The sequence below is a fragment of the Streptomyces sp. NPDC088810 genome (assembly GCF_044750305.1).
Taxonomy (GTDB): domain Bacteria; phylum Actinomycetota; class Actinomycetes; order Streptomycetales; family Streptomycetaceae; genus Streptomyces.
Map to the genome: position 1 here is coordinate 438,458 of NZ_JBIVJQ010000001.1, position 25,535 is coordinate 463,992.

The following is a 25,535-nucleotide window of genomic DNA, read 5'->3' on the forward strand; positions in this document are numbered from 1 at the left end:
GCTCACACAGCGGGAAACACGCGCTTCATGCGCGGCAATATGTCAGCAACAGAGGGTGCGACAGCTGGTGAGAGGGCTCATGACCAGGATGTTCCCGGTCATGCCGACCCCTGTCAACATTCCGAGTTTTCGAATTAAATACCCTCAGGTGAGGCGCCCAGCGGATCCCGGAACAGCGCGTCCAGGACCACCGATCCGCCTGCCACCGCCAGCACGGAATCCGGGAAACTGGTCGGCACGACGGCGGCCGAACGCTCCGGGCCGACCGCCTCCCGCAGCGCCTGGAGGCAGTCCTCGAAGTGGATGACACCGACCTCGGTGACCACGACCGTCTCCGGGTTCAGCACGTCCAGCAGCAGCCCGGCCGCCCGCCCGGTCGTCCGGGCCCGGTCCGCCAGCAGCCGCCGGGCCACCGGATCCCCGCCCGTCGCCGCGGCCACCACATGCATCGGGTTGGCCGAGCCGATCACCCCGGCCGCCCGCGCTCGCCGGCACAACGTCCGCTCGCTCAGCTCCACTTGGAGGCAGCCGGTACGGCCGCACGCGCACGCCTCGGTGCCGCCCGGCACCGGCAGATGGGCGATCGCGCCGGCCGCGGACCGGGGGCCGTAGTGCACCTCGGCATGGGCGGAGAAGGCGGCGTCCACCACATTGCCCACGAACAGGTGCAGCACGCTCCTGCTGCCCCGGGCCCGCCCGAACAGCCGCTCCCCGTGCACCAGCGCCCGCGCGTGCCCGTCCACCTCGACCGGCAGGCCGGTACGGGCGCCGAGCAGCTCCCGCACCGGCACCTCCCGCCAGCCCAGCAGCTCGTGCTCGACCACGGTGCCCGTCTCCCGGTCCACCCAGCCGCCCACCGCCACCCCGACCCCCAGCGGGCGCCGGCCCGGCACCCCGGCCAGCAGCCCCGTGAGCCCCTCGGCCGCCCGCGCCAGCACCCAGCCGGGCTCGGTCCGCTCGTGCCGCAGCTCCCGCCGCGCCACCACCCGGCCGCGCAGATCCAGCAGCGCCACCGTCGTGTACGGCACGGCCACATGCACCCCGGCGACCAGGAAGCGGGTGTCGTCCAGGTCGACGGGCACGTGCGGACGGCCGACCCCGTTCGACCGGCGGGGCGCGGCCGACTCCCGGAGCAGCCCCCGCTCGGCGAGCCGGGCGCAGTGCTCGGTCACCGACGCGGGCGACAGTCCGGTCAGCCGGGCGATGGTGCTGCGCGCCACCGGTCCGTGCTCCAGCACGGAGCGCAGCACGACGCTGGCGGTGGTGCGTCGCCGGTCGCTGTCGGCGGCGCGCGGAACGGGGGAGGGCAGGGTGGGAGTCGCGGTGCGGGGCATGAGGACCGTCCTCGGGAGCGGGGCCGACACGTCTCGGAGGACAGAGACGCGCCGGAGCCCGCCCCTACCCGGGGCGGTGACAGGTGGCCGTGCCCTGGCGTCGCAGGTCGACATAGCGACGCGAGGTGAGATTCCGGGCCTGGGCAACCATGGCTGGAAGGGTAGGGCAGGAAAGGGGAATCCGGCCAGACGATCCGGATGCGTTTGGTGAGACCCCACAGTCCCGTCGGCGGCCGGTCGAGTGAGCTGGACGTCGCTGCCTCTGTGATCAGTGTCACGACCGGACCGGTGTAACCAGCACCCTTTGTCCGGAGCCCACCAATCCCGCGTTCCCCCCTTTGTCGAGCGCTGACGGTGATCGCCCGGAGCGGGCTGGGATAGCGTCACCGTGTCCCAGCATGTCCCCGTCACCCGCGGAGTACCCATGAGCACCGCTGCCGCCACCGCCCGCCCCCGCGAGGTACTCGCCGACCTGCTCCCCGCGTCCCGCGTCCGCGACGCGGCGCTCGTGCTCGGCGGCGCCGCGCTCACCGGCCTGGCCGCCCAGATCGCCGTCCCCGTCCCGGGCTCCCCGGTGCCGGTGACCGGACAGACCTTCGCCGCGCTGCTGGTCGGCACGGCGCTGGGCGCGAGCCGGGGCCTCGCCGCGCTCGCCGTGTACGCGCTCGCCGGACTCGCCGGCGTGCCGTGGTTCGCCCACGGCACTTCCGGTGTCTCCGTCTCCTTCGGCTACATCCTCGGCATGCTGCTGGCGTCCACCGTCGTGGGCGCCCTGGCCCGCCGCGGCGCCGACCGCTCCGTACTGCGCATGGCCGGCACGATGCTGCTGGGCGAGGCGATCATCTACGCGATCGGCGTCCCGTACCTGGCCTACGCCGCCGACCTCTCCGCGTCCCAGGCCCTCGCTGCCGGCCTCACCCCGTTCCTGATCGGCGACGCCGTGAAGGCGGCCCTGGCGATGGGTCTGCTGCCCACCGCGTGGAAGCTCGCCGACAAGCGCTGAGGCGCTCGTTCCCGCGCAAGAGGCCCGCCCGGGTCACAGGTCTCCTCGACCCGGGCGGGCCTCTTCCGCGTTTCCGGGCCGAACACCCCGCACCGCCTCGGCCCCGAGCGGTGTCGCCGGCCGGGGCGGTGCGCACGCCGGGTCCAGCGGGGGCCGGGGAGCGGCTGCGGCGGACCGGCCGCAGGCGGCAGGATCGCGAGCACGCCAGGTCCAGCGGGGGCCGGGGAGCGGCTGTGGATCCTTCCGCCTGCTGGACGCGCAGGAGGCGTCCCCACGGCGCGGCGCCGGCCCGTATCGGCTCGGCCGCCGCGAGCACCTGCCGTCAGCGCACCCCGGCGCCCGGGGCCGTACGCGTGCCAGAAACGCGGCAGGGCCGCATGACCTGACGGTGTGCGTCAGGTCATGCGGCCCTGCCGGTGCGAGTCGGGTCAGCCGACGGACACCTTGTCGGCCGGTGCCTCGGCCGCGGGAGCCGGGCGGCCCGCCCTCATCCGCTCCTTCACCACGGCGATCACCAGCACGATCGCCGCGACCAGCAGCGACAGCAGCACGGTCTCCCGGCCGTCGTGCTCGGTGTCGGTCAGCATGTAGCCGAGGACGAACACGATCAGCGCGGCCGTCGCCCAGGTCAGGTACGGGTACAGCCACATCTTCACGATGAGCTTCTCCGGCGCCTCGCGCTGGAGGATCTTCCGCATCCGCAGCTGCGAGAAGCAGATGACCAGCCACACGAACAGGGCCACCGCGCCGGAGGAGTTGACGAGGAAGAGGAAGATCTTGTCCGGGGACAGGTAGTTGAAGAAGACGGCGACGAAGCCGAACACGACCGACGCGAGGATCGCCGTCATCGGCACGCCCCGGCTGTTGACCCGTGCGAACGCCTTCGGCGCGTCGCCCCGCTCGCCGAGCGAGAAGGCCATGCGGGAGGCCGTGTACAGGCCCGAGTTCAGGCAGGACAGCACCGAGGTCAGCACGATGAAGTTCATGATCTCACCGGCGTGTGCGATGCCCAGGGAGTTCAGGGCGGCGACGTAGGAGCCGTCCTTCGCGATGGACTTGTCGTCCCACGGCAGCAGCGAGACCACGACCAGGATCGAGCCCAGGTAGAAGACGCCGATGCGCCAGATGATGCTGTTGGTGGACTTGGTGACCGCCTTCTGCGGGTCCTCGGACTCGCCGGCCGCCAGGGTGGCGATCTCGCTGCCCATGAAGGAGAAGACGACCAGCAGAACGCCGGTGAGGATCGCGCCGGGACCGTGTGGCAGGAAGCCGCCGTGCGAGGTGAGGTTGCCGAAGGAGGCCTTCTCGGCGTCCACGCCCGGCAGCACGCCGAACACGGCGAGCAGACCGACGACGATGAACGCGCCGATCGCCACGACCTTGATGCCGGCGAACCAGAACTCGAACTCGCCGTAGGAGCCGACGGAGACGAGGTTGGTCGCGGTCAGGACGACCATCACGATCAGTGCCCAGCCCCACTGCGGGACGGCCGGGACCCAGCCTTCGAGGATCTTCGCGCCGGCGGTCGCCTCGACGGCGAGCACGACGACCCAGAAGAACCAGTAGAGCCAGCCGATGGAGAACCCGGCCCAGCGGCCCAGCGCACGGTCGGCGTGCGCGGAGAAGGAGCCGGAGGTCGGATTGGCCGCGGACATCTCGCCGAGCATGCGCATCACGAGCACGACGAGCGTGCCGACGAGGGCATAGGACAGGAGGATGCCGGGTCCCGCGGTGGCGATACCGGAACTGGAACCGACGAAGAGGCCGGCTCCGATGACACCACCGATCGCGATCATCGACAGATGGCGGTTTTTCAGTCCTGCTTGGAGGCCCGAACCAGGGGTCATGGACGGATTTCCTTTGCGCCAGGTGAAGCTGCCCGTACGAGCGGTGTACGAGTCGGTCCAGTGAATCCGAGGTGTACGAATTCGGGAACCTCTGAATCCAGATTGTTACTTGAGGTTTCCTTGAGGATCTATGGCCTGCCTCACAGATTGCCTGTCGATCACCCGTCGACACCCGGGGCTGCTGCCCGGAAACAGGCGTGTCACACTCGTTGCATGCGCGTGTATCTCGGCTCCGACCATGCGGGCTACGAACTCAAGAACCACCTCGCCGAGTGGCTGAAGGCCGCCGGCCACGAGCCCGTCGACTGCGGGCCGCACATCTACGACGCCCAGGACGACTACCCGCCCTTCTGTCTCCGCGCCGCGGAGAAGACGGCCGCGGACCCGGACGCCCTCGGCATCGTGATCGGCGGCTCCGGCAACGGTGAGCAGATCGCCGCGAACAAGGTGAAGGGCGTGCGCGCGGCGCTGGCCTGGAGCGAGGAGACGGCGGCGCTCGGGCGCCAGCACAACAACGCCAACGTGGTGGCCGTGGGTGCGCGGATGCACAGCACGGAGGAGGCGACCAAGTTCGTCGAGGTCTTCCTGAACACCCCGTTCTCCGGCGACGAGCGTCACATCCGCCGCATCGACATGCTCTCGGCGTACGAGACCACGGGCGACCTCCCCCCGATCCCGGCCCACCACCCCCAGCAGTAGCCTCCGCCGGCCTGGCCGCCCCTCCGGACCGGCCCGGGGACCCGGGCACCCTGCCCCACCCGACCGGTCCGGCCCGCCCACCTCTCGGCCGGCCGGGGCGGGCGGGTGGGCAGAGACCCGAAAGGACACCACCGCCGTGCCGGAAGGGCACACGATCCACCGGCTGGCCCAGGACTACGCCGAGCACTTCCTCGGCACGGCCCCCCACGTCACCAGCCCACAGGGCAAGTTCTCCGACGCCGCCGCCCTCCTGGACCGCACCGAGCTGACCGCCACCGAAGCCCACGGCAAGCACCTCTTCCTGGGCTTCCGGGACGCCGACTGGATCCACATCCACCTCGGCCTCTTCGGCAAGGTCGGCTTCGGCGACGCCCCGGCACCCCCGCCCACCGACACCGTCCGGCTCCGGCTCGCGACCGGCACGTCGTACGTCGACCTGCGCGGCCCCACCACCTGCGCCCTGATCACGGACGCCGAGAAGCAGGCGATCCACGACCGCCTCGGCCCCGACCCGCTCCGCGAGGACGCCGACCCGGGCACGGCGTACCGGAGGATCTCCCGCAGCCGTACGACGATCGCCGCGCTGCTCATGGACCAGAAGATCGTGGCCGGCGTCGGCAACGTCTACCGCGCCGAGGTCCTCTTCCGGCACGGCATCGACCCCTACCGCGCCGGCCGGGACATCACCCCGGCCGAGTGGGACGCCCTCTGGGCCGACCTGGCGGACCTGATGCGGGAGGGCGTGCGGAACAACCGGATCGACACCGTCCGCCCGGAGCACACCCCGGAGGCGATGGGCCGCCCGCCCCGCGTGGACGACCACGGCGGCGAGGTCTACGTCTACCGCCGCGCCACCCTGCCCTGCCACATCTGCGGCAGCGAGATCCGTACCGCCGGCCTCGCCGCCCGCAACCTGTTCTGGTGCCCCGGCTGCCAGCAGCGCTGACCCAGGGCCTGTCGTTCGGATCACGCCGGGCTTGCGAACCCTGGCACCGCGCCCTGATCCGGCCTGATCCGAGCGAAAGACCCTAGAAGCCGTGCGGGAACCACGGGGCCACCGGTGAGCCGAAGCCCACCGACGCCTCCGCCAGCGCCCCCGGCCTGAGCTCCCGTACCCGCCCGGCCCCCGCCAGCGACAGCAGGCTCACCCCGCCCAGGTACGCCGCGCCCAACTCCCTCACGGACAGGGCGAGATCGGCGGCGTCGGCCGTACGCTCGCAGGACGCGCCCTTCGCGTCGCCCGTCAGCCGCCACCGCCCCGCGTTCCAGGGGCAGAAGGCGTCCTCGACCTCGAACACGACGTCCACGGGCGCGAGATACGTACGGGCCGACAGGGCCGCTCCCACGTCCACGAGACGGACGTACCCGGCGTCCCGCGGCTGCGGCAGACAGCGGCGGAGGTCGGAAACCAGATGCTGCCAGGCGTCGTCGACCGGCCGGGCCCGCACCTTCAGTGTCGTCATCAGGTCGATGCCGAACAGGAAGCGCCACAGCGCGGCCTCGCTCGCCGGATCGAGCGCGGCCAGGTCCTCCAGGGTCACCGTGCCGTCGTGACCGCTCGGCCCCCAGCCCATCTTGGTGCGGAAGCGCGCGTACCCGGTGATCTCGCCGTCCCGTTCGGCGACCACACACTGCAGTGCCGACGCCCCCTGCCGCTCGCTCTCCGGGTCGACCAACGCGGCCCGCTCCCAGCCGGGCTGCCGCGCCAGCATGCCGGGGCGGCGGGACACCAGCGCCGCGTACACCGCCTCGCACTCCGCGAGGACGTCGGCGGGCGGCGCGTAGCGCACGCGCACCTCGTCGGTGCCCTCCGGCAGCGCCAGGGTGACCCGGCTGGTGTCGATCTCGGCGTTGAGCTGGAAGGTCGCCGTGCCGTACCCGAAACGGCCGTAGATCGCGGGCTCGGAGGCGAACAGCGCGGCCAGCGGCTCACCCTTGGCGCGCGCGTCGTCCAGCAGCCGCCGCATCATCGACGTCAGCACCCCGCGCCGCCGGTGCGTCGCGGCCACGCTGACCATCGTCACCCCGGCCGTGGGCACCACCGCGCCGCCCGGCACGGTCATCCGAAAGCTGAAGGCCCCGGCCGTACCGACGAGCGTGTCCCCGTCCCAGACGCCCAGGGAGCGGTCGAACTCGGTGACGGACCGGTCCAGTTCGCGTTCCTCGGCAGAGGCCGGCCCGCCGCCGAAGGCCCGGATCAGGTGGTCCCACCACCGGTCGAACTCCTCCGGGCGCAGCGGCTTCAAGTCGGTTCCGTGGTCAGTCCCCATGGGCCATGCCTATCAGGGCGAAGCGGGACCAGCCACCGAATTTCTCCCCGGCCGGAGCCCGGCGGACCGGCGCCGGACCCGGCGGACGAACGCCGAAGCGGAATCTCGCAGGGGGGACAAGTGGGACCTCCCGTGCCAAGCAGCCGGTCCGCTGGATAGGGTCCCGAACTAATGGCAGCAGGACGACAGCGGCGTGCGAAGGCCGAGACGTTCACGGCCCGGTGGAAGAAGCAGTGGCACCGGGTCCGCGTCGGGCTGCGCAGAAGCGCCGTGGACTACTTCCGCGGGGACGGTTCGGACTGGATCGCCTTCGCCGGACTGCTGCTGACCATCCCGGTCCTCGCGGCCATGACCCTCCTGGACTCGGTGTGGTGCTCCCCGGCCACCCTGGTGCTGCCGATCGTCGCCGGCGGCCTGCTGCTGCGCCCGGCGAGCCTGCTCGGCCTGTACGCGGCGGCGGCCACCGCGCTGATCGTGGAGTCGGTACGGCTCGGCCCGTACACCGAGGGCCCCTCCCGGGTCACCCCGGGCATCGTCCTGGTGGTCGCCGCGTGCGGCTTCTTCGGGCTGCTGACCGCGCAGTTCCGCAGCCGGGTCGGTGTGCCCTGGCGGCGCGGCGGCACCATGCTGTTCGACCTGCGCGAGCGGATCCGGGTGCAGAGCAAGCTGCCGAAGCTGCCGCAGGGCTGGCACCACGAGATGGCGCTGCGTCCGGCGGGCGGCCAGTCGTTCTCCGGTGACTTCGTCGTCGCGGCCCGTACCAACGGCGGCCGCACCCTGGAGGTCGTCCTCACGGACGTGTCCGGCAAGGGCATGGACGCCGGCTCGCGGGCCCTGCTGCTCTCGGGCGCCTTCGGCGGCCTGCTGGGCTCCCTGCCCCCGCACGCCTTCCTCCCCGCCGCGAACGGCTACCTGCTGCGCCAGGACTGGGAGGAGGGCTTCGCCACCTCCATCCACCTGGTCCTGGACCTGGACTCCGGCGACTACGAGCTGTACTCCGCCGGCCATCCGCCGGGGCTCCAGCTGAGCGCGGGCAGCGGACGCTGGGAGGAGAAGGCCGCCGAGGGCCCGCTGCTCGGGGTCTACGACGGCGCCCAGTTCGACCCCGTGAAGGGCTCCCTGCGCCCCGGCGACGTGCTGATGCTCTTCACGGACGGTCTGGTGGAGACCTCCGACCGCGACATCGTCGAGGGCATCGACCGCCTCACCGGAGAGGCGGACCGCTACGTCTCCGGCGGCTTCCACGGTGCCGCCTGGCACCTCATCGAGGCAGTGGCAAAAGACGTCAACGACGACCGAGCCCTCCTACTGATCTGCCGCGTACCCCCTTCCACCCCCCGCTGACCCGACGAACACGCGAACACTGCGTCGGCCTCGTCGCGTGTCGCCGGGGGCGCACCCGCATCCGCCGACACACCCCCCGCAGCCGGCGAGCCCGTCCCACGAGGCGCACCCACATCCGGCCACGAGGCCCGTGCCTCTTCCCCGCCCACGCGCCCGCCGCCGAAGCTCGCTCTCCCCACTCACGCCCTGAACCCGCCGACGGCGAGCCCGTCCCACGAGGCGCACCCACATCCGGCCACGAGGTTCGTTCCTCTTCCCGGCCCACGCGCCCGCCGCCGAAGCTCGCTCTCCCCAGTCACGCCCTGAACCCGCCGACGGCGAGCCCGTCCCATGAGGCAGACCCATATCCAGCCACGAGGCCCGTTCCTCCCTCCCGGCCCACGCGCCCGCCGCCGAAGCTCGCTCTCCCCACTCACGCCCCCGCAGCCGCCGACGGCGAGCCCGCCCCACAGGGGCCACCCGCACCCGGCGACGAGAGTTGTACGGGTGGTGCGGGTGGGAAACACAACCCACGCCGAATCCCCCCGCACCCCGCAAGAGACACTGCCCCCATGACCCCTCTCACGCTCGCCGAGGTTGAGGCCATCGCCCGCGCCGCCCACGAGGGCCAGACCGACAAGGCGGGACGGCCGTACGCCGAGCACCTCGCCGCCGTCGCCGAAGGCGTCCGCGCACGCGGCGGCGACGCGGAGCAGATCGCGGCGGCCTGGCTGCACGACTCCGTCGAGGACGACGCCCTCACCCGCGACTGGCTGGCCACCGCCGCCCTGACCCCCCGCACCAAGGCCATCGTGGACGCCCTCACGAAGCGCCCCGGCGAGGAACCGGAGGCGTACGCGTGCCGGATCCTCACCACCCCGGGCGCCCCGTTGGTGAAGGCGGCCGACCTGGCGCACAACGCCGACCCGAAGCGCCTCGCCGTCCTGGACGAGCCGACCCGGAAACGACTGACCGAGAAGTACGCCCGCATGCGCGCACTTCTCGGTCTCGAAACGGGGACCTGAACGAACCGGCTAGACGCCTGCCGTCTCCCGCGGCTTCTGCCGCTCGCGGGCCAGCTCGGCCGCGTCCTGCCTGAACGCCCACTCCATCCTCGGCTCCATCGCGAACCGGAACACGCGCCGCACCGGCCCGGTGCACAGCACGGTGACGGCGGCCCCCGCCAGCACGGTCACCAGGATCTCGCCGAGCGGCCGGTGCAGCCACGGGTGCTCGAACCACCCGCGGTAGTCACCGAACTTCACCAGGAAGCCGTGCAGAAGGTAGCCGTAGAGCGTGCCCGCGCCGAGCGCCGTGAACCACATCCGGCGGCGCGGCACCCAGGCGAAGAAGCAGGCCGTGAGCACCAGCGAGCAGCCCATCATGGCGAGCGCCATCACCGGCCCGCACCACCACGGCGCGCCCAGCTCCTGCGCCGAGTCCCGGTGGTAGAACCACCCGGTGTGCATGCGCGGCACCGCCCACCAGCCGACCGCCAGCGCCGCCGCGAACACCGGCACCGACACGATCCGCACCCAGCGCCGGCGCACCAGGTGGAAGTGCTCGGGCTTCATGCACAGGCCGAGCACGAAGTACGGCAGGAACTGCAGGACCCGCTGCAGATCGAGGTCGTCACCGATGTTCGGGCTGACGGTCGCCAGCATGGCGACGCCGAGGGCCACCGGCAGCGGCCAGCGCACCAGCTTCCAGACGGGCGTGGTCAGCCGCCAGACGAACAGGGCGACCAGGAACCAGGTGAGATACCAGGGATCGAGGAGGCTGATGTCCTCGTGCGAGCCGGTGACGGCGTTCTTGAAGAGCGGGTACGCCGTCTCGAACAGGACGTACGGCACGGCGACACCGGTGATCAGCCGCTTCAGCCGGTCCGGCCGCATGTCGAAGCTGCGCGAGAAGAAGCCGGAGATGATGATGAACGCCGGCATGTGGAAGGCGTACACGACGGTGTACACACCCTCCAGGATGCGGCTGTCGCCCTTCAGCGGCTCCCACGAGTGCCCCATCGCGACCAGCACGATGGCCAGGTACTTGGCGTTGTCGAAGAAGGAGTCGCGCTGTTTGCCGGGTCTGTCCGCCTTCGGCCGCGGTTCCCGCGCACTCATCGGGGTACGCGGACCGGGCACCCCGTCCGCCGGCTGCTGTGCCGGGGGGAGTGGTCTGTGGTTCTGGCCGGGGGACGAGGCGGCGTCAAACATCTCAGGCACCCTAGCGTCGTCTGTGGGATTTCGTAAAACTCCCGCAGTCATTCCTGGTTATCGCTTCCGGGTACCCGCTCATTTCCCGAACCTGCCCCTCTTGCCCACGTGATGACGGGCACACACGGGTCGTCAGTTCACCCCCGATGTCCCGATTCATGCTGACTAAATGGGGCATATCTCGCCTCAGTGTCGCCAATTCGAATTACCTGCGCACATGATGTGTGGGCACAGAAACGAAGTCGCGTAATTTCCCGGCGAGTCAGGTGCGCGGATCCCCTCGAATTGCTGTGCGGCGCATCGCCCGCACCGGGCCCCGCCCCCGACGTTGTGTCATGGGCCGCATAGGGCGGGCGGGTTGGTGGCACGATGGTTCTGGCGGGGGTGCGCGGGCCGTACCTCCGGGCCGGGAGAGCGGACCGACCGAGGGTGTGTGATCAGTTGTGGCCATTTCACTGTCCGTGGTGCTGCTGTTGGCGATCATCCTGGTGGTGTTGATCCGAGGGGGGAACATCAAGGCCGGACCCGCCATCGTCGCGATCCTCTTCGGTTTCTTCCTGGCCTCGACCGGCATGGCACCATCGATCAATCGCTTCCTGAACTCGATAGCGGAGTCCATCAACTCGATCAGGTTCTGACCGGGGCGGGGGCCGGTGCCGCACCGGCGGTGAGCCGGCGGGGAGCCGATGGTGTGCCGGCGCGACCGGCGGGCCCGAGCGGGCCGCACAACTGAAACAACGGGGGTACGTACGGGAATGGCGCTGCGCGACTCGGACCCGGCGGAGGTCGGCGGCTACCGGATCGAGGACCGCCTCGGCAGCGGCGGCATGGGCGTGGTCTACCTCGCCCGCTCCGCCTCAGGACGCCGGCTCGCCGTCAAGGTGGTCCACGGCCAGTACGCCGACGACGACGAGTTCCGCACCCGGTTCCGCCGCGAGGTGGCCGCCGCCCGCCAGGTCAGCGGCGCCTTCACGGCCCCCGTGGTGGACGCGGACGCCGACGCGCCGAGCCCCTGGATGGCCACCCTCTACATCCCCGGCGAGGACCTCGGCACCCACGTCCGCCGGCACGGCCCGCTCCCGCCGGACCGGCTGCGCGACCTCGCCGCCGGCCTCGCCGAGGCACTGCGCGACATCCACCGCGCGGGAGTGGTCCACCGGGACCTGAAACCGGCCAACGTCATGCTCGCCGACGACGGCCCCCGGGTCATCGACTTCGGCATCTCGCGCGCCGCCGAGACCGCCGGCATGGACGCCCTCACCCAGACCGGCCGCGTGATGGGCACCCCGCCCTTCATGTCCCCCGAGCAGTTCACCTCGCCGCACGAGGTCGGCCCGGCCACCGACATCTTCTCCCTCGGCGCCGTCCTCGTGTACGCCGCCACCCGCCGCGGCCCCTTCGACAGCCCGAACCCCTGGGAGACCGCGACCCGCGTCGTCGAGGGCACCCCCGAGCTGGCCGGCGTCCCCGACGACCTGCTCCCCTTCGTCCGCCTCTGCCTGGAGAAGCACCCCAAGTCCCGCCCCGGCCCCGACGAGCTGCTGCACCTGCTCCGCGAGGGCCGGCTGCCCGACCCGCGCCCCGAGCCCGCGCTGCCGGACACCGAGCCCGCGCCGCCGCGCCGGCGCCGCCGGTGGCCCGCCGCCGTGGCCGCCACCGCCGTACTGGCCGCCGTGGCCGCCACCACCACCGTCCTCGCCCGGGCCGGCGGGAACGAGCCGCACGAGCTGCCGGCCGGCTGGCACGCCTGGCACCGGCAGGCCGCGGACCCCATGGCCAGGAACCCGAACACGACGGGCCCCAGCGGACCCTTCAGCCGCTGCGTCGTCGCGGACAAGGCGCTGCTGTGCGCCGGCGACGGCATCATGGCCGCCCGGTTCTCCCTCGCCGACGGCCGCAACGTCTGGACCAAGCCGATGGACCCCACCCCCTCCGAGGCCAGGAGCAGCGGCGGCGGCACGATCATCGGCACCGGCCCCGGCGCCGTCTACGTCTACGGCGCCGACGACCGCGACATCAAGACCGGCGGCGAGGAGACGGAGAGCCGGACCACGTACACCGTGCAGGCCCTGGACCCGGACACCGGCAAGCAGCTCTGGCGGACGGTCGTCTCCGCCAACACGGACGGCCTCGGACCCGACACCGCCGGCGCCGTCGCCACCCCCGCCGGGATCATCACCACCATCGGCAACGCCTCCGACTCCTACGCCCTCCTCGACGCCGCGCACGGCAAGGTCCGCTGGCGCCGGAAGCTGCCCGAGAGCCTCGCCGGCAGCAGCGGCGAGTGCCAGCTGAGCGGCGCCGGGGGACAGCCGTACCTGACCTGCCTGCACATCGACGAGGACACCGAACGGACGCGCACCACATTCGCCCAGCTCGACCCGGCCACCGGCCGCAGCCGCTGGACGGTCACCGTCAAGGGCACGCAGTACCTGTTCGGCCAGACCCGCGGCCACCTGGTGCTGGGCGCCGACCCGCTCATGGACAAGCTGACCGGCCTGACCCTGGTCGACGCCTCCTCGCACATCCTGACGACCGTACGGCTGTCCACCCCGCGCAACGCGTCCGGCGCCCACCTCGTCCGCGGCACCGTCTACCTCACCCTCACCAGCGGCAGCGTCCGCGCGATCGACCCGCTGACCGGCCGCGAGCTGTGGCAGAGCAACTCCACCGTCGAGCAGCCCGGCCCGCCCGCCGCCTCCGCCACCCGGCTCTACCTGGCCTCGCCCACCGGCCGGCTGGCCGCCCTCGACCTGCGCACCGGCAAGGTCACCGGCACGCTCCCCGGCCGCGACGACAGCGACAACAGCGGCTCCGGCAACACCGCGGCGGCCCCCGTCCTGTCCGGCGACGCCCTCTACGTCCCCTACGGCATGCGCGCGGTCTACAGCGTCGACGTCGCCGGCCTGTGACACACGAACGGCCCGGGGCCGGACGGAGGAAGAACCCTCCGACCCGGCCCCGGGCCGCAAAAGAGCGGGCGACGGGAATCGAACCCGCGTAGCTAGTTTGGAAGATCGCGTACGCGGATCCGCCGTGAGCTGGCAGAACGCTGACCTGCATGTCGGCTCTGCAACGACCGCTCTTGCCCGTGGCTCCCCCTTCTGTGCCCTTTGAACGGGCACGCCGGGGGCACGCTGCCTGAAGGTCAGGAATAGTGCAGCAACAGGACTGCGGCTCCTGTTAGCGCCGTGATCAAACTGGCAAGAGCCGAGATCAGTGCCGCTGCCTGGGCCAGCTTGCTTGCCTCCTGTGGTCTCACTGCTGTACTGTCCGGCGTACTCGGATAAGCATTGCCATGCAATGCCTGTGCGGGTTGGTTGGGCTTCTTCGGCAAGGGGTCCTCCTATTGGCCATCAGGCGTCAGCGCGCGGTGAGAGGTGTCGCGGACGTCCTTTTGGCGTACCTGCATGTGTAGCTGCGTACCTTAGCATGCGTGAGGCTGTAACTCGCCTACACCGGCTGCCACTTGCGCGGGTTCGGACCCGAGCTGCTTCGAGACGGTAGCAGTGGGCGCTTCGGTGCTCATCCGGCCGTCTTCGCGTTCGGTCACTTCCAGCAACTAAGCGCTTGGCGTGAGACTCACTGAAACTCGCGTCTGCTCACAGAAACTCACGTTTGCTTGCCAGTGCACGCGGTTGCGTATACGCCAAGGTTGGCCGAAACCCTTCCATGAAGTCGCTGGTTCTTCCCTGGCCACCTACCTCAACCCACCACTGTCCCCAGCTCCCATCCCGTACGCCGTCGACCCACACACCGTGGAGCGGGCGTGGTTCCTGGCGTCCAGGTGGAGCGCGCCACTGTACGAACGACCTGGACGCCAGGGGCCGCGTCTGCTCGGCTCTGCCTGGGGCGATGGTGTGCGGGATGGGAGCCCCCGCATCCGCCACGACGAACCCGCGGTCGGCGACGGCGCCCCCTCCATCCCGGTGCCGGCCGGTCCCCCGCCGGAGGCAATGTTCTGACCGTGGCCGTGCTCCGCGGTGATCGACTCATGGCCAGCGGCCCTATCCACTCGTGGGCGCGCGTCGGCGCAGCGCGGGCGGAGCGGGCCGGAGGCAGGAGCGTCGCCCGCAGCGGAGCCGGGAAGCGCGCCCGGCGGAGCGGAGCGCAGCCGGGGCTTGATGAGGTAGAGAAACCTGTAACAACCCAGGTCACGCGTCGAATTGTCTTGTCTCGGTTGGTGCTTGACGTTGTGGCTTCACCTGATGCTTGACGCAAGACGGTACGGCGTTGGGCGCCGCCTAGAGATCGTTTGGGCGCCCTAGGTCACCGAGCACGTTGGCGAGGTTGTTGCGGCTGGTCAGGGTGTTCGGGTGCTCGGGGCCCAGCACGCGGGTGCACACGTTCAGCGCCGCGCGGTTCTCCGCCTCCGCCTCCTCAAGGCGGCCCAGGTCAGCGAGCACGAGGGCGAGGTTGTTGCGGCTGGTCAGGGTGTTCGGGTGCTCGGGGCCGAGCACGCGGGTGCACACGTTCAGCGCCGCGCGGTTCTCCGCCTCCGCCTCCTCAAACCGTCCCAGAGCCCGGAGCACGAGGGCGAGGTTGTTGCGGCTGGTCAGGGTGTCCGGGTGCTCGGGGCCCAGCACGCGGGTGCGCACATTCAGAACCGCGCGGTTCTCCGCCTCCGCCTCCTCAACACGCCCCAGGTTAGCCAGCACGAGGGCGAGGTTGCTGCGGCCGGTCAGGGTGTCCGGGTGCTCCGGGCCCAGCACACGGGTGCGGACATTGAGCACTGCGCGGTTCTCCGCCTCCGCCTCCTCAAACCGCCCCAGGTCAGCCAGCACGAGGGCGAGGTTGTTGCGGCTGGTCAGGGTGTCCGGGTGCTCCGGGCCCAGCACACGGGTGCGGACATTGAGCACTGCGCGGTTCTCCGCCTCCGCCTCCTCAAACCGCCCCAGCGCCCAGAGCACGCCGGCGAGGTTGTTGCGGCTGGTCAGGGTGTCCGGGTGCTCCGGGCCCAGCACACGGGTGCGGACATTCAGTACTGCGCGGTTCTCCGCCTCCGCCTCCACCAACCGCCCCAGCGCCCAGAGCACGCAGGCGAGGTTGCTGCGGCTGGTCAGGGTGTTCGGGTGCTCCGGGCCCAGCACACGGGTTTGCGTATTGAGCACCGCGCGGTTCTCCGCCTCCGCCTCCTCAAACCGCCCCAGCGCCCAGAGCACGTCGACGAGGTCGCTGCGGCTGGTCAGGGTGTCCGGGTGCTCCGGGCCCAGCGTCGTATCCCTGGCCTCAAGGGCGGCGCGCAAACCGATTTCCGCGAGCTGGTAGCGGCCTTGAGCGTACGCGGTCGTGGCGATGTCCGCGGCATCTCGTGGGGCGCAGTCGGCCAGCACGGTTTGGATGACGTCTGCGGGAACATGGTCGCCGGGGGCGCTGTGGCGTTGGATGGTGTCGGTCAGGTAGTCGAAGACCTGGACGTGCTCGTCGTCCTCGGGCTGGAGCAGTGCGGTGGTGGCCCGCCGGGGCTTGGTGGCCCATTCCCAAGCCGTCGGCAACGGTTCGGGATGCAGTCGGCGGCCGCCGCGCTGGGTGAGGTAGTGCTCGTGGGTGGCCTCCAGCAGGCTGCGCGGCAGGGGCGCGGTGTGGCCGGCCCGGCGGATGTCGACAGCGGCCGCTATCAGGGCGGCGGCGCGCGGATGTGTTGGCGTGGCGGGGTCGGTGTTCGGGCTCCATGCGTCCTGCCAGTCGCGTAACAGGTCGGGTCCGGCGGCCAGGTACTCGGCGAGGCCGTAGGCGTCGGCGTGGGCGAGCGCGTCTGCGATCCGTGGATCCCATTCGCGGGCTCTGGCCCGCTGCTGCTCGGCCGCGCTGAACATCCTCTGCACGCGAAGCAGGTGGGCTTGCTCGAGGGCCTCGCGGACTTCGTGGTGGGCCACCCGCCCGGCCTCGTCCTGGGTGGTCGGGCCGCTGGTCAGGCGGGTCTGTTCGGCGGCGCGTAGAGTCGCCAGAATGACGCGGTGGTGACCGGTTCCGCCCAGTACCCGCGCGATGCCGGTACGGGTCAACCCATCGGCGCCCACATAGTGCTCCAGATCACTTAGCCACAGCACGCACCGCCGAGTGCTGGCGGCTTGGGCCAGCGCCGCCGGTAGCGCTGCGCGATCCTGCGGCGCGATCAGCAGATGATCGGGCAGGGTAGCGTGCATCGCCTCATAGGCCGCGCGGGACTTGCCCGCGGTGGAATCCCCCACCAGCAGCACGAAGCCGCCGCGTGCCAACTGCTCACGCAGATCTGCATCGATGTCACGCGGAACGTACACCGGCACCCGCTCCGCCGTCGCGGCAGTGGTCCGCTGTGTCGGGTCGACAGCCATGATCGGGGCCGGATGTACGCCCAGTCGGAGCGGGTCGGCCGCCTGCGCCACCGTCGGCAGCTGGCCGTTCGGTAACACCAGACAACCACTCTCGATCTTGAGTGTTTGCTCGTCCCGCTGCTGCGCGGCACGCTTGTAGCGCTCCTGCCACACTGCGGCTACCGCCACCAGCACGGCCGCGCCCCCCGCCGCGGCGCCGACCGCCCACTGGTTGGTGACCTTAAACGTCGCCAACATGGCTGGCGCGGTCGCCAACAGCGCCAACCCAGCCACGATCAGCAGCAGCCGACTTTCCCGCCACCCACCCGCACCCATCAGGCCCCACCCCCGGAACCGGGATAGTGGGTCGATCTCGCTCGCGCAAGGGGGCCAATGGGCTCTCACTCGACCAGCACGAGGATCGGTGTCGGTTCGGACTATCCAGGGCGGCCGTCAAGCATCACCCGACGCCAACCCGTCAACCATCAACTGAGACTCGACAAGGTCACGCGTCGAAGTCGTACTCCAGGATGTACGAGGCGGCGTCGAGCGTCATCTCGTTGATCTCGACGGGGCGGCCCTCGTCCGCGAACGCGGTACGGCAGATGAGGATGACCGGCGTGCCCGAGGACATGCTCAACTGTGCCGCCTCATCCTTCGACGGCATGCGTGAGCGGATCTCCTCGCGGAAGTGCACTGGCTTGTAGCCGAGTTCGGCAAGCCTGGCGTACGTCCCACCTGGTCCCGTGTCCTCCTGAGTGATGGCGGATCCGGCAACCACTGATGTGGGCAGATAGCTCGTCGCGAGCAGGACGGGCTTCCCCTCCAAGACGAAGCGCCGGCGCCTCACGCACACCGTCTCGTCGTCGGCCAGATCCAGAACCGCGCTGATGCGGTCGGGCGCGGCCTCCTCGGACACGGCGACCTGGTCCACCTCGAGCGCGCGGTTCTCGATGTCCGCGGACCAGATGGAACGGCCGCTGCCCCACTGCTGCTCGGAAAGTCGCTGGATGCCTCGGCGTCGAAGGGGGCGAAACGCTCGGACGAACACGCCGGCACCCTTGCGGGCCTCTGCGACGCCTTCGTCTCGGAGCACGCTCAACGCCTGGCGGGCCGTCATTCGGGCCACGCCGTGGGCGGCCATCAGCTCGTTTTCTCCGGGGAGGCGATCACCGGGGCCGTACTCGCCCGACTGGATCGCCTCACGCAGGGAGTCCGCGATCCGCTGGTACTTCGGCCGACGGTCGTCGTCGGTGTTGGCCATTCCGGAGCCCTCCTCTCTTCTCTAGACAGCCTAGGCCATGGCTATGGCGCTCGCCCTCTGCGTGTTGCCGCGATCTTCCACCCCCAACCTCTCTATACATCCCTCTTGACATCTCTAGAGATGCAGCCTCAAAGTGGAGATGTCTAGAGAGGTCGCATCGGGCGGCCTCCTGAACGAGGGATGTGCTCATGCCGTCTTTCAAGATCGACACGTCGACCGCTGTCGTGTTCGTGGCGACCGCGCCGACGCCGAAGCTGGCCAACGCCAAGACCGGTGAGCGGGCGATGGACCGGGAGACCGGTGCCCCGCTGTCGACGGTGGGCCTGCTGGTCTCGGACGAGGGGGAGGGGAACCTCTACCAGGTCACCGTCCCGGAGACCGGTTACCCGGAGGGCCTGGCGCCGGGCATGCCGGTGAAGGTGGTCGGGCTCAAGGCGCGGGACTGGGAGAACGAGTTCAACGGCCAGAAGCGGCACGGGATCTCGTTCCGCGCGGTCGCGATCACCCCGGTGGCCTGACCATGACCGACCTGTCCATGGTCCTGGAGACCACCGGAGTCCTCGCGGGGGCCGGTGGACTGGGCTACGCGAAGGTCCGCGCGCCGCGCGTGTACTGGTTGCTGGTCGGGCTGCCGGTGACCTGGGGCCGGTTCACCTTCACCTACCGCTCCACGATGGACGTGTGCGGCTTGACGGTGCAGCCGTCGCGCATGCGGGCCTTCATCGCACGGAACGTGGCCCGCCGGGAGGTGCTGCCGGTCCCGCCGAAGGTACGCCGCGTCCGTGCCACGTCGACCGGGCTTCGGGTGACGCTGCGGCTTCCCGCCGGCCTCGAACCGGCCGACCTGATGGCCGCCTCGGAGCGACTGCGGCATGCCTGGGGCGTGCACTCGGTGACCATCGCCGAGACCAAGCCGGGACACGTCGAGCTGCGCATGACCGGCTACGACGTACTGCGTCAGGTCCGGATGCCACGCAGGGCCCGCCCTGAAGGCCTGGCGGTGCCGGTGGCGCTGCGGGAGGACGGCACTGCGTTCGTCCGGGACTACCGCCAAGTGCCCATGGCGCTGACGCTCGGCGCCAACAGCTCGGGCAAGTCCGTCTACCAGCGGAACCTGATTAAGGGCTTGGCGCGGCTGCCGGTGGCGCTGGTCGGAATCGACTGCAAGCGCGGCGTGGAACACTCCGCCTACGCACCCCGGCTGTCGGCCCTGGTTACCACCCCCGACGACTCGGCCTCGCTGCTGGATGTGCTGGTGGGGGAGATGGAGTCCCGCTTTGACCTGCTGAGCGCGCACGGCGTCTCGGACATGTGGGACCTGCCCGAACGCTTACGGCCCGTGCCGGTCGTCGTCCTGGTCGACGAGGTGGCGGAACTGTTCCTGATCTCCTCGAAGAAGGATGAGGAGCGGCGGGAGCGGATTGTCACCGCGCTGATCCGGCTGGCGCAGATGGCCCGCGCGGTCGGGATCTACCTGGAAGTGTGCGGGCAGCGCTTCGGCTCCGAACTGGGCAAGGGCGCCACCATGCTGCGCGCCCAGCTCACCGGCCGCGTGGTGCACCGCGTCAACGACAAGCAGACCGCCGAAATGGGCCTCGCCGACGTCGCCCCGGATGCTGTCGCGGCCGCCTCCCTTATCCCCGCGGAACGTCCCGGCACTGCCGTGGCGGCCGACTCCTCCGGTGGCTGGGCAAAGATCCGCACCCCCCACACGTCCCGGGATGAGGCGAAGGCGTCATGTCGGGCCTTCGCTCACCTGGTCCCGGACCTTCCCGTCCTGGACCGGTTCCGGCCGCACGTGCCCGCCGACGCCCCGGCGTCCGGTCCGTCGCTGGTCAAGCCACGGCCGGTCACGGAGTAAGGGGGTCGCCGTGAACCGCTCGCTGCGCCCTGATGCCGTCCTCATCCAGGCCGTGATCGCCGGTGCTCTGTCCTTCGCGCACTTGCACGACCTGGCGGCGGCGGCCGGGCAGTCCGGATGGAAGGCGTGGGCCTATCCGGTCTCGGTCGACCTGCTGTTGGTCGCCGCCTGGCGTCGGCTGCGCGCCGGCCGGGACCGGTCCTCGTGGACCTGGTTCGCCATCGCCCTGGCGGCCTCGCTCGGCGCCAACGTCGCCACTGCCGGACTGCTCAACCTGCACCAGGTGCCCGCCTGGCTGCGCATCCTCGTCGCCGGTTGGCCCGCCCTCGCCTTCCTCGGCGGCACCCTCCTCGTCCACACCCCCGCCCCGGCCGCCGTCGAACCTGAGCCGGACGAAGAACCGTCCGCCCCGGAAGTCGAGGTGCACCGCACCGACACACCCGAACCGGTGCCCCCGGCCCCGGTCCCAGCGGCGGAACTGACCCCGGCGCCTGTTAAACCTCCGGCCGCCCCGGTCGTTCCGCCAGCACTGCTCGACCACGCCCGCTCGATCGCCGACGCACACCGCAGCAGCACGGGTGAGCAGATCACCGCAGAAGTGCTCACCGCCCGGCTCGGCCTGCCCGCACCGACCTGCCAAGCCATCGCCGCCGAACTCCAACTCGCCTGACATCGCAAGGAGGTCAGTCCGTGCGTCCGAACCGCTTCTACAACGTGATCCGCGTCGGCCCGGTCGAGGTCGGCACCTACAACAACGGCCGGGGCCAGACCAAGCACACCGCCGCCTGCACCGCCCCCGGCTGTGGCTTCTCCACCGAACACCGCGACCGCTCCGCCGCCGAACTCGCCGCCCGCACCCACCGCTGCAACGCCTGACAGGAGGAAGATCCCGTGTTCACACCGAAGTACCCGCCCCCGGACACCGCCCCGGTGCCAACCCTCGCCCCGGTACCGACCACCGTTGAGGTCCCCGCGGTTCAGGCCTCGGCCCCGGTCGTACCCGCGCCGGTCTCCCAGCGGCCGGCCGTCCAGCTCACCCCCGGCACCGTGCTCGCCCTCGTCGGCGGCGGCACGGCCGTGGTCCTGGTCGTCGGCGCCGTCCTCGTCTCGATGCTCCTGGCGGTCGCCATCACCGCTGTGTCGGTCGCCGTGACGGCCGTCGTGCTGCGCTTCCTGATCACCGACCTGCGGAAGGGACGCTGAACGATGGACACCCTGATCGCGGCCGCGTTACCTACGCTGGGCTGGGCCGTCCACGGCGGCCTCCTCGTCCGCCGCCTGGCCACGGCCCGGCGTGATCCGCTGACCGGCCTGCACACCCGCGCCGGATGGACCACCCGCGCCGAACACCTGCTCACCAAGCACCCCGCAGCCCTGGTCCTGCTGATCGACCTGGACGACTTCAAGGCCACCAACGACACCCACGGCCACGCCGCTGGAGACGCGGTCCTCACCGCTACCGCCCGCCGGCTGAACACCTGGTGTGGTCGCTACGGCATCGCCGGCCGCCTCGGCGGAGACGAGTTCGCCGCGATCATCACCGACCCCGGCCGCACCCCCAGCCTCCAGGTCCTGCAACTCGCCCTAAACGGGCCGCTCGAACACGACGGACGCACCCTGCCGGTCTCGGCATCGGTCGGCCGCTGCTACTGCTCCCACCTGCCGGTGCGGACCCTCACCGACGCCCTGGCTGCCGCCGACGCGGCGATGTACGCGGTCAAGGGCCACGGCAGGCGCAACACCCGCCCATGACGGCCCCCGGAGCGGCCTCTCTCGCCAAAGATCCGCCGCTCCGGGCGCCTGCACCACTTCCAGATCCAACGGACCCGAAAGGGAAGCCCCATCATGTCCCAGCACGCCCCGAACACGCGCGTCTGCCGCGACTGCGACGGCCACGCCGCCGTCCACATCACCACCGGCGGCCGGCACCGCGACGGCACCCGCGTCACCCTCCGCGTGACCTGCCCGGCCTGCAAGGGCACCGGCGCCGCTCGCCGCGTGCGCCCGCAGGAGGTGACCGTCTGATGCCGCGCAGCTGGAGCCGTGGAGTCGACCGAATCCACTACGAGGGGATCGACGGCGACTACGACCGCTTGAAGAAGACCGCCAAGGCGCACGAGCTGCACGACGGTCAGCGGAGCGCGAAGCCGTCCCGGCCTGGCCGCACGGACCTGTCTGGGCCGACCAGCAGCGACGCCAGCACCCCGAAGAAGCGGCGTTGGGGCCGGTGATCAAGTGAGCGACACCGCCACCATGGCGGGCCTGGACCCGGCCACCCTCGCCGACGTGCTGAGGCTGGCCGGGTCTACCGGCTTCGACCGCATCCAAGACCAGATCCGCCGTACCGGCGGCTGCACCGACCCGATCCGCCTGCAGGGCACCATGGTCACCCGCGACGCGGCCACCGGCCACGTCCTGCACTCCTACTCGACCGACACCGAACCCGGCGGCGTCCTCCGCGTGGCCTGTGGCAACCGGCGGGCCTCCCGCTGCCCGGCCTGCGCCTGGACCTACGCGGGCGACACCTACCACCTCATCCGCGCCGGCCTCGTCGGCGACCCCGACAAAGGCACCCCCGAGACCATCCGCGACCACCCCCGCGTCTTCGCCACCCTCACCGCGCCCTCGTTCGGCCCGGTCCACAATCGCCCCGGCAACCGGCCCTGCCGCTGCGGCACCCACCACCAGGAGGACGCGCCAGAACTCGGCACACCGCTCGACCCGGAGTCGTACGACTACGCGGGCGCCGTGCTGTGGAACAACCACGCCTCCGACCTGTGGCGCTACTTCACGATCTACCTGCGTCGCGAGATCGCCAAGCGGGCCGGACTCACCCAGAAGGCCGCGCGCGAACAGTCCCGGGTCTCCTTCGGCAAGGTCGCCGAGTACCAGAAGCGCGGAGCCGTCCATTTTCACGCCGTGATCCGCTTCGACGGCCCCGAGGGACCCGACAGCCCACCCCCGGCCTGGGCGACCCTCGACCTGCTCACCGACGCCGTCCATGCCGCTGCTGCTCGCGTCGCGGTGGACGTGCCGCCGGCCGGGGACCTACCGGCCCGCACCCTGCGGTGGGGCACCCAGCTCGACGTCCAGGCCATCGGCGCCTTCGGTCACGGCGAGGAGATCACAGAACAGGCCGTGGCCTCCTACGTGGCCAAGTACGCCACCAAGGCTGCCGAGACCACCGGAACCGTAGACCGCCGCATCGGCAACAAAGAGGCCCTGGCCCTCCTCGAGGTGCCCGAGCACCCGGCCCGGCTCATCGCCGCCTGCCTCGACCTGCACCCGCTCTACCCGGACCGGAAGTTACGCGACTGGGCTCACATGCTCGGCTTCCGAGGCCACTTCTCCACCAAGTCCCGCCGCTACTCCACCACTCTCGGCGCCCTCCGCCAGGTCCGCGCCGACTACCGCGCCGCCCAGCAACGCGCCGCCCTTGGCCTGCCCGACCCCGACGACGAGGAAGCAACCACGCTCACCCTCGCCCACTGGGCCTACGCCGGCCACGGCCACACCCCCGGCGAATCCTGGCTCGCCGCCAACATCCGCCGAGACATCGAGCACAACCGCGAGATCGCACGCGAAGAACGCCCCCTCCTGGAAGGAGCGCACGACCATGAATGAGCGGTACCTCACCGTCGACCAGGTGGCCGAAGCACTCGGCACGACCGTGCGCTTCCCCCGACGCCTGATCGAAGAGCGGCGGATCACCTATGTGAAGGTCGGTCGACACGTGCGCATCCCGGAGAGCGCCGTACGCGACTTCATCGCCGCCAACACGGTCGAGCCGCGCCGCCGCGTCCCTGCCCGCCGAGGGGTGGCTGCCTGATGGCCGGTAGGCGTCGCCAGTTCGGTCGGGTCCGGAAGCTGCCGTCCGGCCGCTACCAGGCCCGCTACGTCGGTCCTGACGGAGTCCTGCGACCCGCGCCCGACACCTTCCGGACCAAGCGCGAGGCGGATGACTGGCTCGCCGACATCCAGACGGAGCTGCGGCAGGGCGACTGGCGCGACCCCGATGCGGCCAAGGTGCCGTTCGAGAAGTACGCGAACGCATGGGTGGCCGAGCGCCCGCTCGCCAAGAGCACCCAGGAGCTGTACGAGATCCTCGTCCGGGTGCACCTGGTGCCCACCTTCGGACACCTGTCCATCGCCGACATCACGCCGGCCGCCGTCCGCACCTGGCGCCGGGCTCGCCTGGACGCGGGGACCGGTCCGACCACAGTCGCCAAGGCCTACTCGTTGCTCCGCACGATCATGGGCACCGCCGTTGAGGACGGGCTGATCCGCCGTAACCCGTGCCAGATCAGGAACGGCGGCACGGTGACCACCCCGGAGCGTCCCACCGCCTCCGTCCTGGACGTCTTCGCAATCGCCGACGCCTCACAGCCGCGCTACCGCGCCCTGGTGCTGCTCGGCGCGTTCTGCGCCCTGCGGTGGGGCGAACTGGTCGCACTGCGCCGGCGAGACGTCGACCTGGACGCGGGCATGATCCGGGTGCGTGGCTCGGTCTCCGAGCTGAACAACGGCGAGCGGATCTACAAGGCGCCTAAGAGCGAGGCGGGCAAGCGGTCGGTGGCCATTCCGCGCTCGATCCTGCCCGCGGTCGCCGCCCATATGAAGCAGTTTGCCGAGCCCGGCGCTGACGGCCGCGTCTTCGTCGGAGAGAAGGGCGCCACACCCCGCCGGAACCACTTCAACGGGCTGTGGCACAAGGCCTGCGCCGAGGTCGGTATCAAGGGCCTGCGCTTCCATGATCTTCGGCACACCGGCAACACCCTGGCGTCCCAGACCAACGCCAGCACGCGCGAGCTGATGACCCGGCTCGGCCACAGCTCGACCCGTGCGGCGCTGATCTACCAGCACACCTCGGATCGCCGTGAGCGGGAGATCGCCGACGGGGTGGACGCGGTGATCGTGAACGCTCTGAAGCGGCGTCGCCGGCCGAAGGGGCACGTGGGGGACACGGACGGCTGAGTGGCCCCCGGAATGGCTGAAGGCCCAGGGAGAGGAATTCAACCTCTCGCCTGGGCCTTCGGCACACAGAGCGGGCGACGGGAATCGAACCCGCGTAGCTAGTTTGGAAGACTAGGGCTCTACCATTGAGCTACGCCCGCAACACTGCGCCGCAGGTCGGTGACCGCGGCACTGAAGGCATCGTAGCGGGTCGCCCGCCGCCGAGGCCAACGAATAGGACCACGTCGGCACCACGCGTCCCGCCTCGGAGAATGCGGCCGACGGATCCGGTCCGGGCATGTACCCTACGTGTCGCACCAGACGGGGTGTGGCGCAGCTTGGTAGCGCGTCCGCTTTGGGAGCGGAAGGCCGTGGGTTCAAATCCCGCCACCCCGACCACCGGCTCATGACGTCGTGATGATCGCCTTTTGGGGCGCTGACCGGCTGCGGTTACTATGCAAGCTGCGCGCCCGTG

The 25,535-nt window shown here is 71.0% G+C and carries 24 protein-coding genes and 2 tRNA genes; 19 read left to right on the top strand and 7 right to left on the bottom strand.

What is annotated here, in order from left to right; genetic code table 11:
- Nucleotides 1–134: 134 nt before the first annotated feature.
- Nucleotides 135–1,334 (bottom strand): ROK family protein, encoded by a 1,200-nt coding sequence (locus ACIP4Y_RS01985; RefSeq protein ID WP_401386533.1) that lies wholly within the window; start codon nt 1,332–1,334, stop codon nt 135–137.
- A 424-nt stretch (nt 1,335–1,758) separates the two neighbouring features.
- Between ACIP4Y_RS01985 and ACIP4Y_RS01990 the strand changes: the two genes are divergently transcribed.
- Entirely contained in the window at nt 1,759–2,337 is a 579-nt protein-coding gene (locus ACIP4Y_RS01990; protein ID WP_401386536.1) for a biotin transporter BioY, read from the top strand.
- Between the two features lie 428 nt (nt 2,338–2,765).
- On the opposite strand, the gene ACIP4Y_RS01995 is transcribed toward ACIP4Y_RS01990, so the two are convergent.
- Complete coding sequence (locus ACIP4Y_RS01995) at nt 2,766–4,184, bottom strand: amino acid permease (RefSeq protein ID WP_401386539.1); 1,419 nt, start codon at nt 4,182–4,184, stop codon at nt 2,766–2,768.
- 213 nt (nt 4,185–4,397) lie between these two features.
- Here ACIP4Y_RS01995 and ACIP4Y_RS02000 point away from each other — a divergent pair, with 213 nt between their 5' ends.
- Both ACIP4Y_RS02000 and ACIP4Y_RS02005 read left to right on the top strand, forming a co-directional pair.
- Nucleotides 4,398–4,883: a ribose-5-phosphate isomerase gene (locus ACIP4Y_RS02000; RefSeq protein WP_358644546.1), complete on the top strand. Its 486-nt coding sequence runs from the start codon at nt 4,398–4,400 to the stop codon at nt 4,881–4,883.
- A 136-nt stretch (nt 4,884–5,019) separates the two neighbouring features.
- The gene (locus ACIP4Y_RS02005) at nt 5,020–5,829 is read left to right on the top strand and encodes an Fpg/Nei family DNA glycosylase (RefSeq protein ID WP_401386542.1); all 810 of its coding nucleotides are present in this window, start codon (nt 5,020–5,022) and stop codon (nt 5,827–5,829) included.
- A gap of 82 nt (nt 5,830–5,911) precedes the next feature.
- Here the strand turns inward: ACIP4Y_RS02005 and ACIP4Y_RS02010 are convergent, their stop codons facing one another.
- Nucleotides 5,912–7,153, bottom strand: coding sequence for a GNAT family N-acetyltransferase (locus ACIP4Y_RS02010; RefSeq protein WP_401386545.1), 1,242 nt, complete (start codon nt 7,151–7,153; stop codon nt 5,912–5,914).
- A 171-nt stretch (nt 7,154–7,324) separates the two neighbouring features.
- Between ACIP4Y_RS02010 and ACIP4Y_RS02015 the strand changes: the two genes are divergently transcribed.
- On the top strand, nt 7,325–8,497 hold the full coding sequence (locus tag ACIP4Y_RS02015; protein ID WP_401386548.1) for a PP2C family protein-serine/threonine phosphatase: 1,173 nt from the start codon (nt 7,325–7,327) through the stop codon (nt 8,495–8,497).
- Nucleotides 8,498–9,048: 551 nt separating this feature from the next.
- Nucleotides 9,049–9,501, top strand: coding sequence for an HD domain-containing protein (locus ACIP4Y_RS02020; protein WP_401386551.1), 453 nt, complete (start codon nt 9,049–9,051; stop codon nt 9,499–9,501).
- 9 nt (nt 9,502–9,510) lie between these two features.
- Here the strand turns inward: ACIP4Y_RS02020 and ACIP4Y_RS02025 are convergent, their stop codons facing one another.
- Entirely contained in the window at nt 9,511–10,596 is a 1,086-nt protein-coding gene (locus ACIP4Y_RS02025) for an acyltransferase family protein (protein ID WP_401386554.1), read from the bottom strand.
- Between the two features lie 536 nt (nt 10,597–11,132).
- Between ACIP4Y_RS02025 and ACIP4Y_RS02030 the strand changes: the two genes are divergently transcribed.
- Together ACIP4Y_RS02030 and ACIP4Y_RS02035 are read left to right on the top strand one after the other, a co-directional pair.
- On the top strand, nt 11,133–11,327 hold the full coding sequence (locus ACIP4Y_RS02030) for a hypothetical protein (protein ID WP_030648672.1): 195 nt from the start codon (nt 11,133–11,135) through the stop codon (nt 11,325–11,327).
- Nucleotides 11,328–11,444: 117 nt separating this feature from the next.
- Nucleotides 11,445–13,601 (top strand): PQQ-binding-like beta-propeller repeat protein, encoded by a 2,157-nt coding sequence (locus ACIP4Y_RS02035; RefSeq protein ID WP_401386557.1) that lies wholly within the window; start codon nt 11,445–11,447, stop codon nt 13,599–13,601.
- Between the two features lie 1,332 nt (nt 13,602–14,933).
- Here ACIP4Y_RS02035 and ACIP4Y_RS02040 read toward each other — a convergent pair.
- Complete coding sequence (locus tag ACIP4Y_RS02040; protein WP_401386560.1) at nt 14,934–17,267, bottom strand: tetratricopeptide repeat protein; 2,334 nt, start codon at nt 17,265–17,267, stop codon at nt 14,934–14,936.
- A 220-nt stretch (nt 17,268–17,487) separates the two neighbouring features.
- Nucleotides 17,488–18,246 (bottom strand): GntR family transcriptional regulator, encoded by a 759-nt coding sequence (locus ACIP4Y_RS02045; protein ID WP_401386563.1) that lies wholly within the window; start codon nt 18,244–18,246, stop codon nt 17,488–17,490.
- A 188-nt stretch (nt 18,247–18,434) separates the two neighbouring features.
- On the opposite strand from ACIP4Y_RS02045, the gene ACIP4Y_RS02050 reads away from it, so the two are divergent.
- From ACIP4Y_RS02050 to ACIP4Y_RS02100, 11 genes are all read left to right on the top strand, one after another.
- A complete protein-coding gene (locus ACIP4Y_RS02050; protein WP_401386566.1) occupies nt 18,435–18,764 on the top strand; it encodes a hypothetical protein in 330 nt (109 codons plus the stop codon).
- A 2-nt stretch (nt 18,765–18,766) separates the two neighbouring features.
- Nucleotides 18,767–20,107, top strand: coding sequence for an FtsK/SpoIIIE domain-containing protein (locus ACIP4Y_RS02055; protein ID WP_401386569.1), 1,341 nt, complete (start codon nt 18,767–18,769; stop codon nt 20,105–20,107).
- Between the two features lie 10 nt (nt 20,108–20,117).
- Nucleotides 20,118–20,777, top strand: coding sequence for a DUF2637 domain-containing protein (locus ACIP4Y_RS02060; protein WP_401386572.1), 660 nt, complete (start codon nt 20,118–20,120; stop codon nt 20,775–20,777).
- Nucleotides 20,778–20,797: 20 nt separating this feature from the next.
- On the top strand, nt 20,798–20,983 hold the full coding sequence (locus ACIP4Y_RS02065; protein ID WP_401386575.1) for a mobile element transfer protein: 186 nt from the start codon (nt 20,798–20,800) through the stop codon (nt 20,981–20,983).
- A gap of 15 nt (nt 20,984–20,998) precedes the next feature.
- Complete coding sequence (locus ACIP4Y_RS02070; protein WP_401386578.1) at nt 20,999–21,310, top strand: SpdD protein; 312 nt, start codon at nt 20,999–21,001, stop codon at nt 21,308–21,310.
- A 3-nt stretch (nt 21,311–21,313) separates the two neighbouring features.
- Entirely contained in the window at nt 21,314–21,859 is a 546-nt protein-coding gene (locus tag ACIP4Y_RS02075) for a GGDEF domain-containing protein (protein ID WP_401386581.1), read from the top strand.
- Between the two features lie 93 nt (nt 21,860–21,952).
- Nucleotides 21,953–22,132: a hypothetical protein gene (locus ACIP4Y_RS02080; RefSeq protein WP_401386584.1), complete on the top strand. Its 180-nt coding sequence runs from the start codon at nt 21,953–21,955 to the stop codon at nt 22,130–22,132.
- Complete coding sequence (locus tag ACIP4Y_RS02085) at nt 22,132–22,338, top strand: hypothetical protein (protein WP_401386587.1); 207 nt, start codon at nt 22,132–22,134, stop codon at nt 22,336–22,338. Before ACIP4Y_RS02080 ends, ACIP4Y_RS02085 begins: the two co-directional genes overlap by 1 nt.
- A gap of 4 nt (nt 22,339–22,342) precedes the next feature.
- Nucleotides 22,343–23,731: a replication initiator protein RepSA gene (gene repSA / locus ACIP4Y_RS02090; RefSeq protein WP_401386590.1), complete on the top strand. Its 1,389-nt coding sequence runs from the start codon at nt 22,343–22,345 to the stop codon at nt 23,729–23,731.
- Nucleotides 23,724–23,936, top strand: coding sequence for an excisionase family DNA-binding protein (locus ACIP4Y_RS02095; RefSeq protein WP_401386593.1), 213 nt, complete (start codon nt 23,724–23,726; stop codon nt 23,934–23,936). Before repSA ends, ACIP4Y_RS02095 begins: the two co-directional genes overlap by 8 nt.
- Nucleotides 23,936–25,081 (top strand): tyrosine-type recombinase/integrase, encoded by a 1,146-nt coding sequence (locus ACIP4Y_RS02100; RefSeq protein WP_401386595.1) that lies wholly within the window; start codon nt 23,936–23,938, stop codon nt 25,079–25,081. The genes ACIP4Y_RS02095 and ACIP4Y_RS02100 overlap by 1 nt, the downstream gene beginning before the upstream one ends.
- Before the next feature lie 69 nt (nt 25,082–25,150).
- On the opposite strand, the gene ACIP4Y_RS02105 is transcribed toward ACIP4Y_RS02100, so the two are convergent.
- Nucleotides 25,151–25,221 (bottom strand) — tRNA-Gly (locus ACIP4Y_RS02105).
- A 161-nt stretch (nt 25,222–25,382) separates the two neighbouring features.
- Here ACIP4Y_RS02105 and ACIP4Y_RS02110 point away from each other — a divergent pair.
- Nucleotides 25,383–25,459 (top strand) — tRNA-Pro (locus tag ACIP4Y_RS02110).
- Nucleotides 25,460–25,535: the final 76 nt, after the last annotated feature.

Bases quoted from the DNA above. Each gene is read 5' to 3' on its own strand.
- ACIP4Y_RS01985 (WP_401386533.1), bottom strand. From the start codon at position 1,334: ATGCCCCGCACCGCGACTCCCACCCTGCCCTCCCCCGTTCCGCGCGCC.
- ACIP4Y_RS01990 (WP_401386536.1), top strand. From the start codon at position 1,759: ATGAGCACCGCTGCCGCCACCGCCCGCCCCCGCGAGGTACTCGCCGAC.
- ACIP4Y_RS01995 (WP_401386539.1), bottom strand. From the start codon at position 4,184: ATGACCCCTGGTTCGGGCCTCCAAGCAGGACTGAAAAACCGCCATCTG.
- ACIP4Y_RS02000 (WP_358644546.1), top strand. From the start codon at position 4,398: ATGCGCGTGTATCTCGGCTCCGACCATGCGGGCTACGAACTCAAGAAC.
- ACIP4Y_RS02010 (WP_401386545.1), bottom strand. From the start codon at position 7,153: ATGGGGACTGACCACGGAACCGACTTGAAGCCGCTGCGCCCGGAGGAG.
- ACIP4Y_RS02015 (WP_401386548.1), top strand. From the start codon at position 7,325: ATGGCAGCAGGACGACAGCGGCGTGCGAAGGCCGAGACGTTCACGGCC.
- ACIP4Y_RS02020 (WP_401386551.1), top strand. From the start codon at position 9,049: ATGACCCCTCTCACGCTCGCCGAGGTTGAGGCCATCGCCCGCGCCGCC.
- ACIP4Y_RS02025 (WP_401386554.1), bottom strand. From the start codon at position 10,596: ATGAGTGCGCGGGAACCGCGGCCGAAGGCGGACAGACCCGGCAAACAG.
- ACIP4Y_RS02035 (WP_401386557.1), top strand. From the start codon at position 11,445: ATGGCGCTGCGCGACTCGGACCCGGCGGAGGTCGGCGGCTACCGGATC.
- ACIP4Y_RS02045 (WP_401386563.1), bottom strand. From the start codon at position 18,246: ATGGCCAACACCGACGACGACCGTCGGCCGAAGTACCAGCGGATCGCG.
- ACIP4Y_RS02050 (WP_401386566.1), top strand. From the start codon at position 18,435: ATGCCGTCTTTCAAGATCGACACGTCGACCGCTGTCGTGTTCGTGGCG.
- ACIP4Y_RS02055 (WP_401386569.1), top strand. From the start codon at position 18,767: ATGACCGACCTGTCCATGGTCCTGGAGACCACCGGAGTCCTCGCGGGG.
- ACIP4Y_RS02075 (WP_401386581.1), top strand. From the start codon at position 21,314: ATGGACACCCTGATCGCGGCCGCGTTACCTACGCTGGGCTGGGCCGTC.
- ACIP4Y_RS02080 (WP_401386584.1), top strand. From the start codon at position 21,953: ATGTCCCAGCACGCCCCGAACACGCGCGTCTGCCGCGACTGCGACGGC.
- ACIP4Y_RS02085 (WP_401386587.1), top strand. From the start codon at position 22,132: ATGCCGCGCAGCTGGAGCCGTGGAGTCGACCGAATCCACTACGAGGGG.
- ACIP4Y_RS02095 (WP_401386593.1), top strand. From the start codon at position 23,724: ATGAATGAGCGGTACCTCACCGTCGACCAGGTGGCCGAAGCACTCGGC.
- ACIP4Y_RS02100 (WP_401386595.1), top strand. From the start codon at position 23,936: ATGGCCGGTAGGCGTCGCCAGTTCGGTCGGGTCCGGAAGCTGCCGTCC.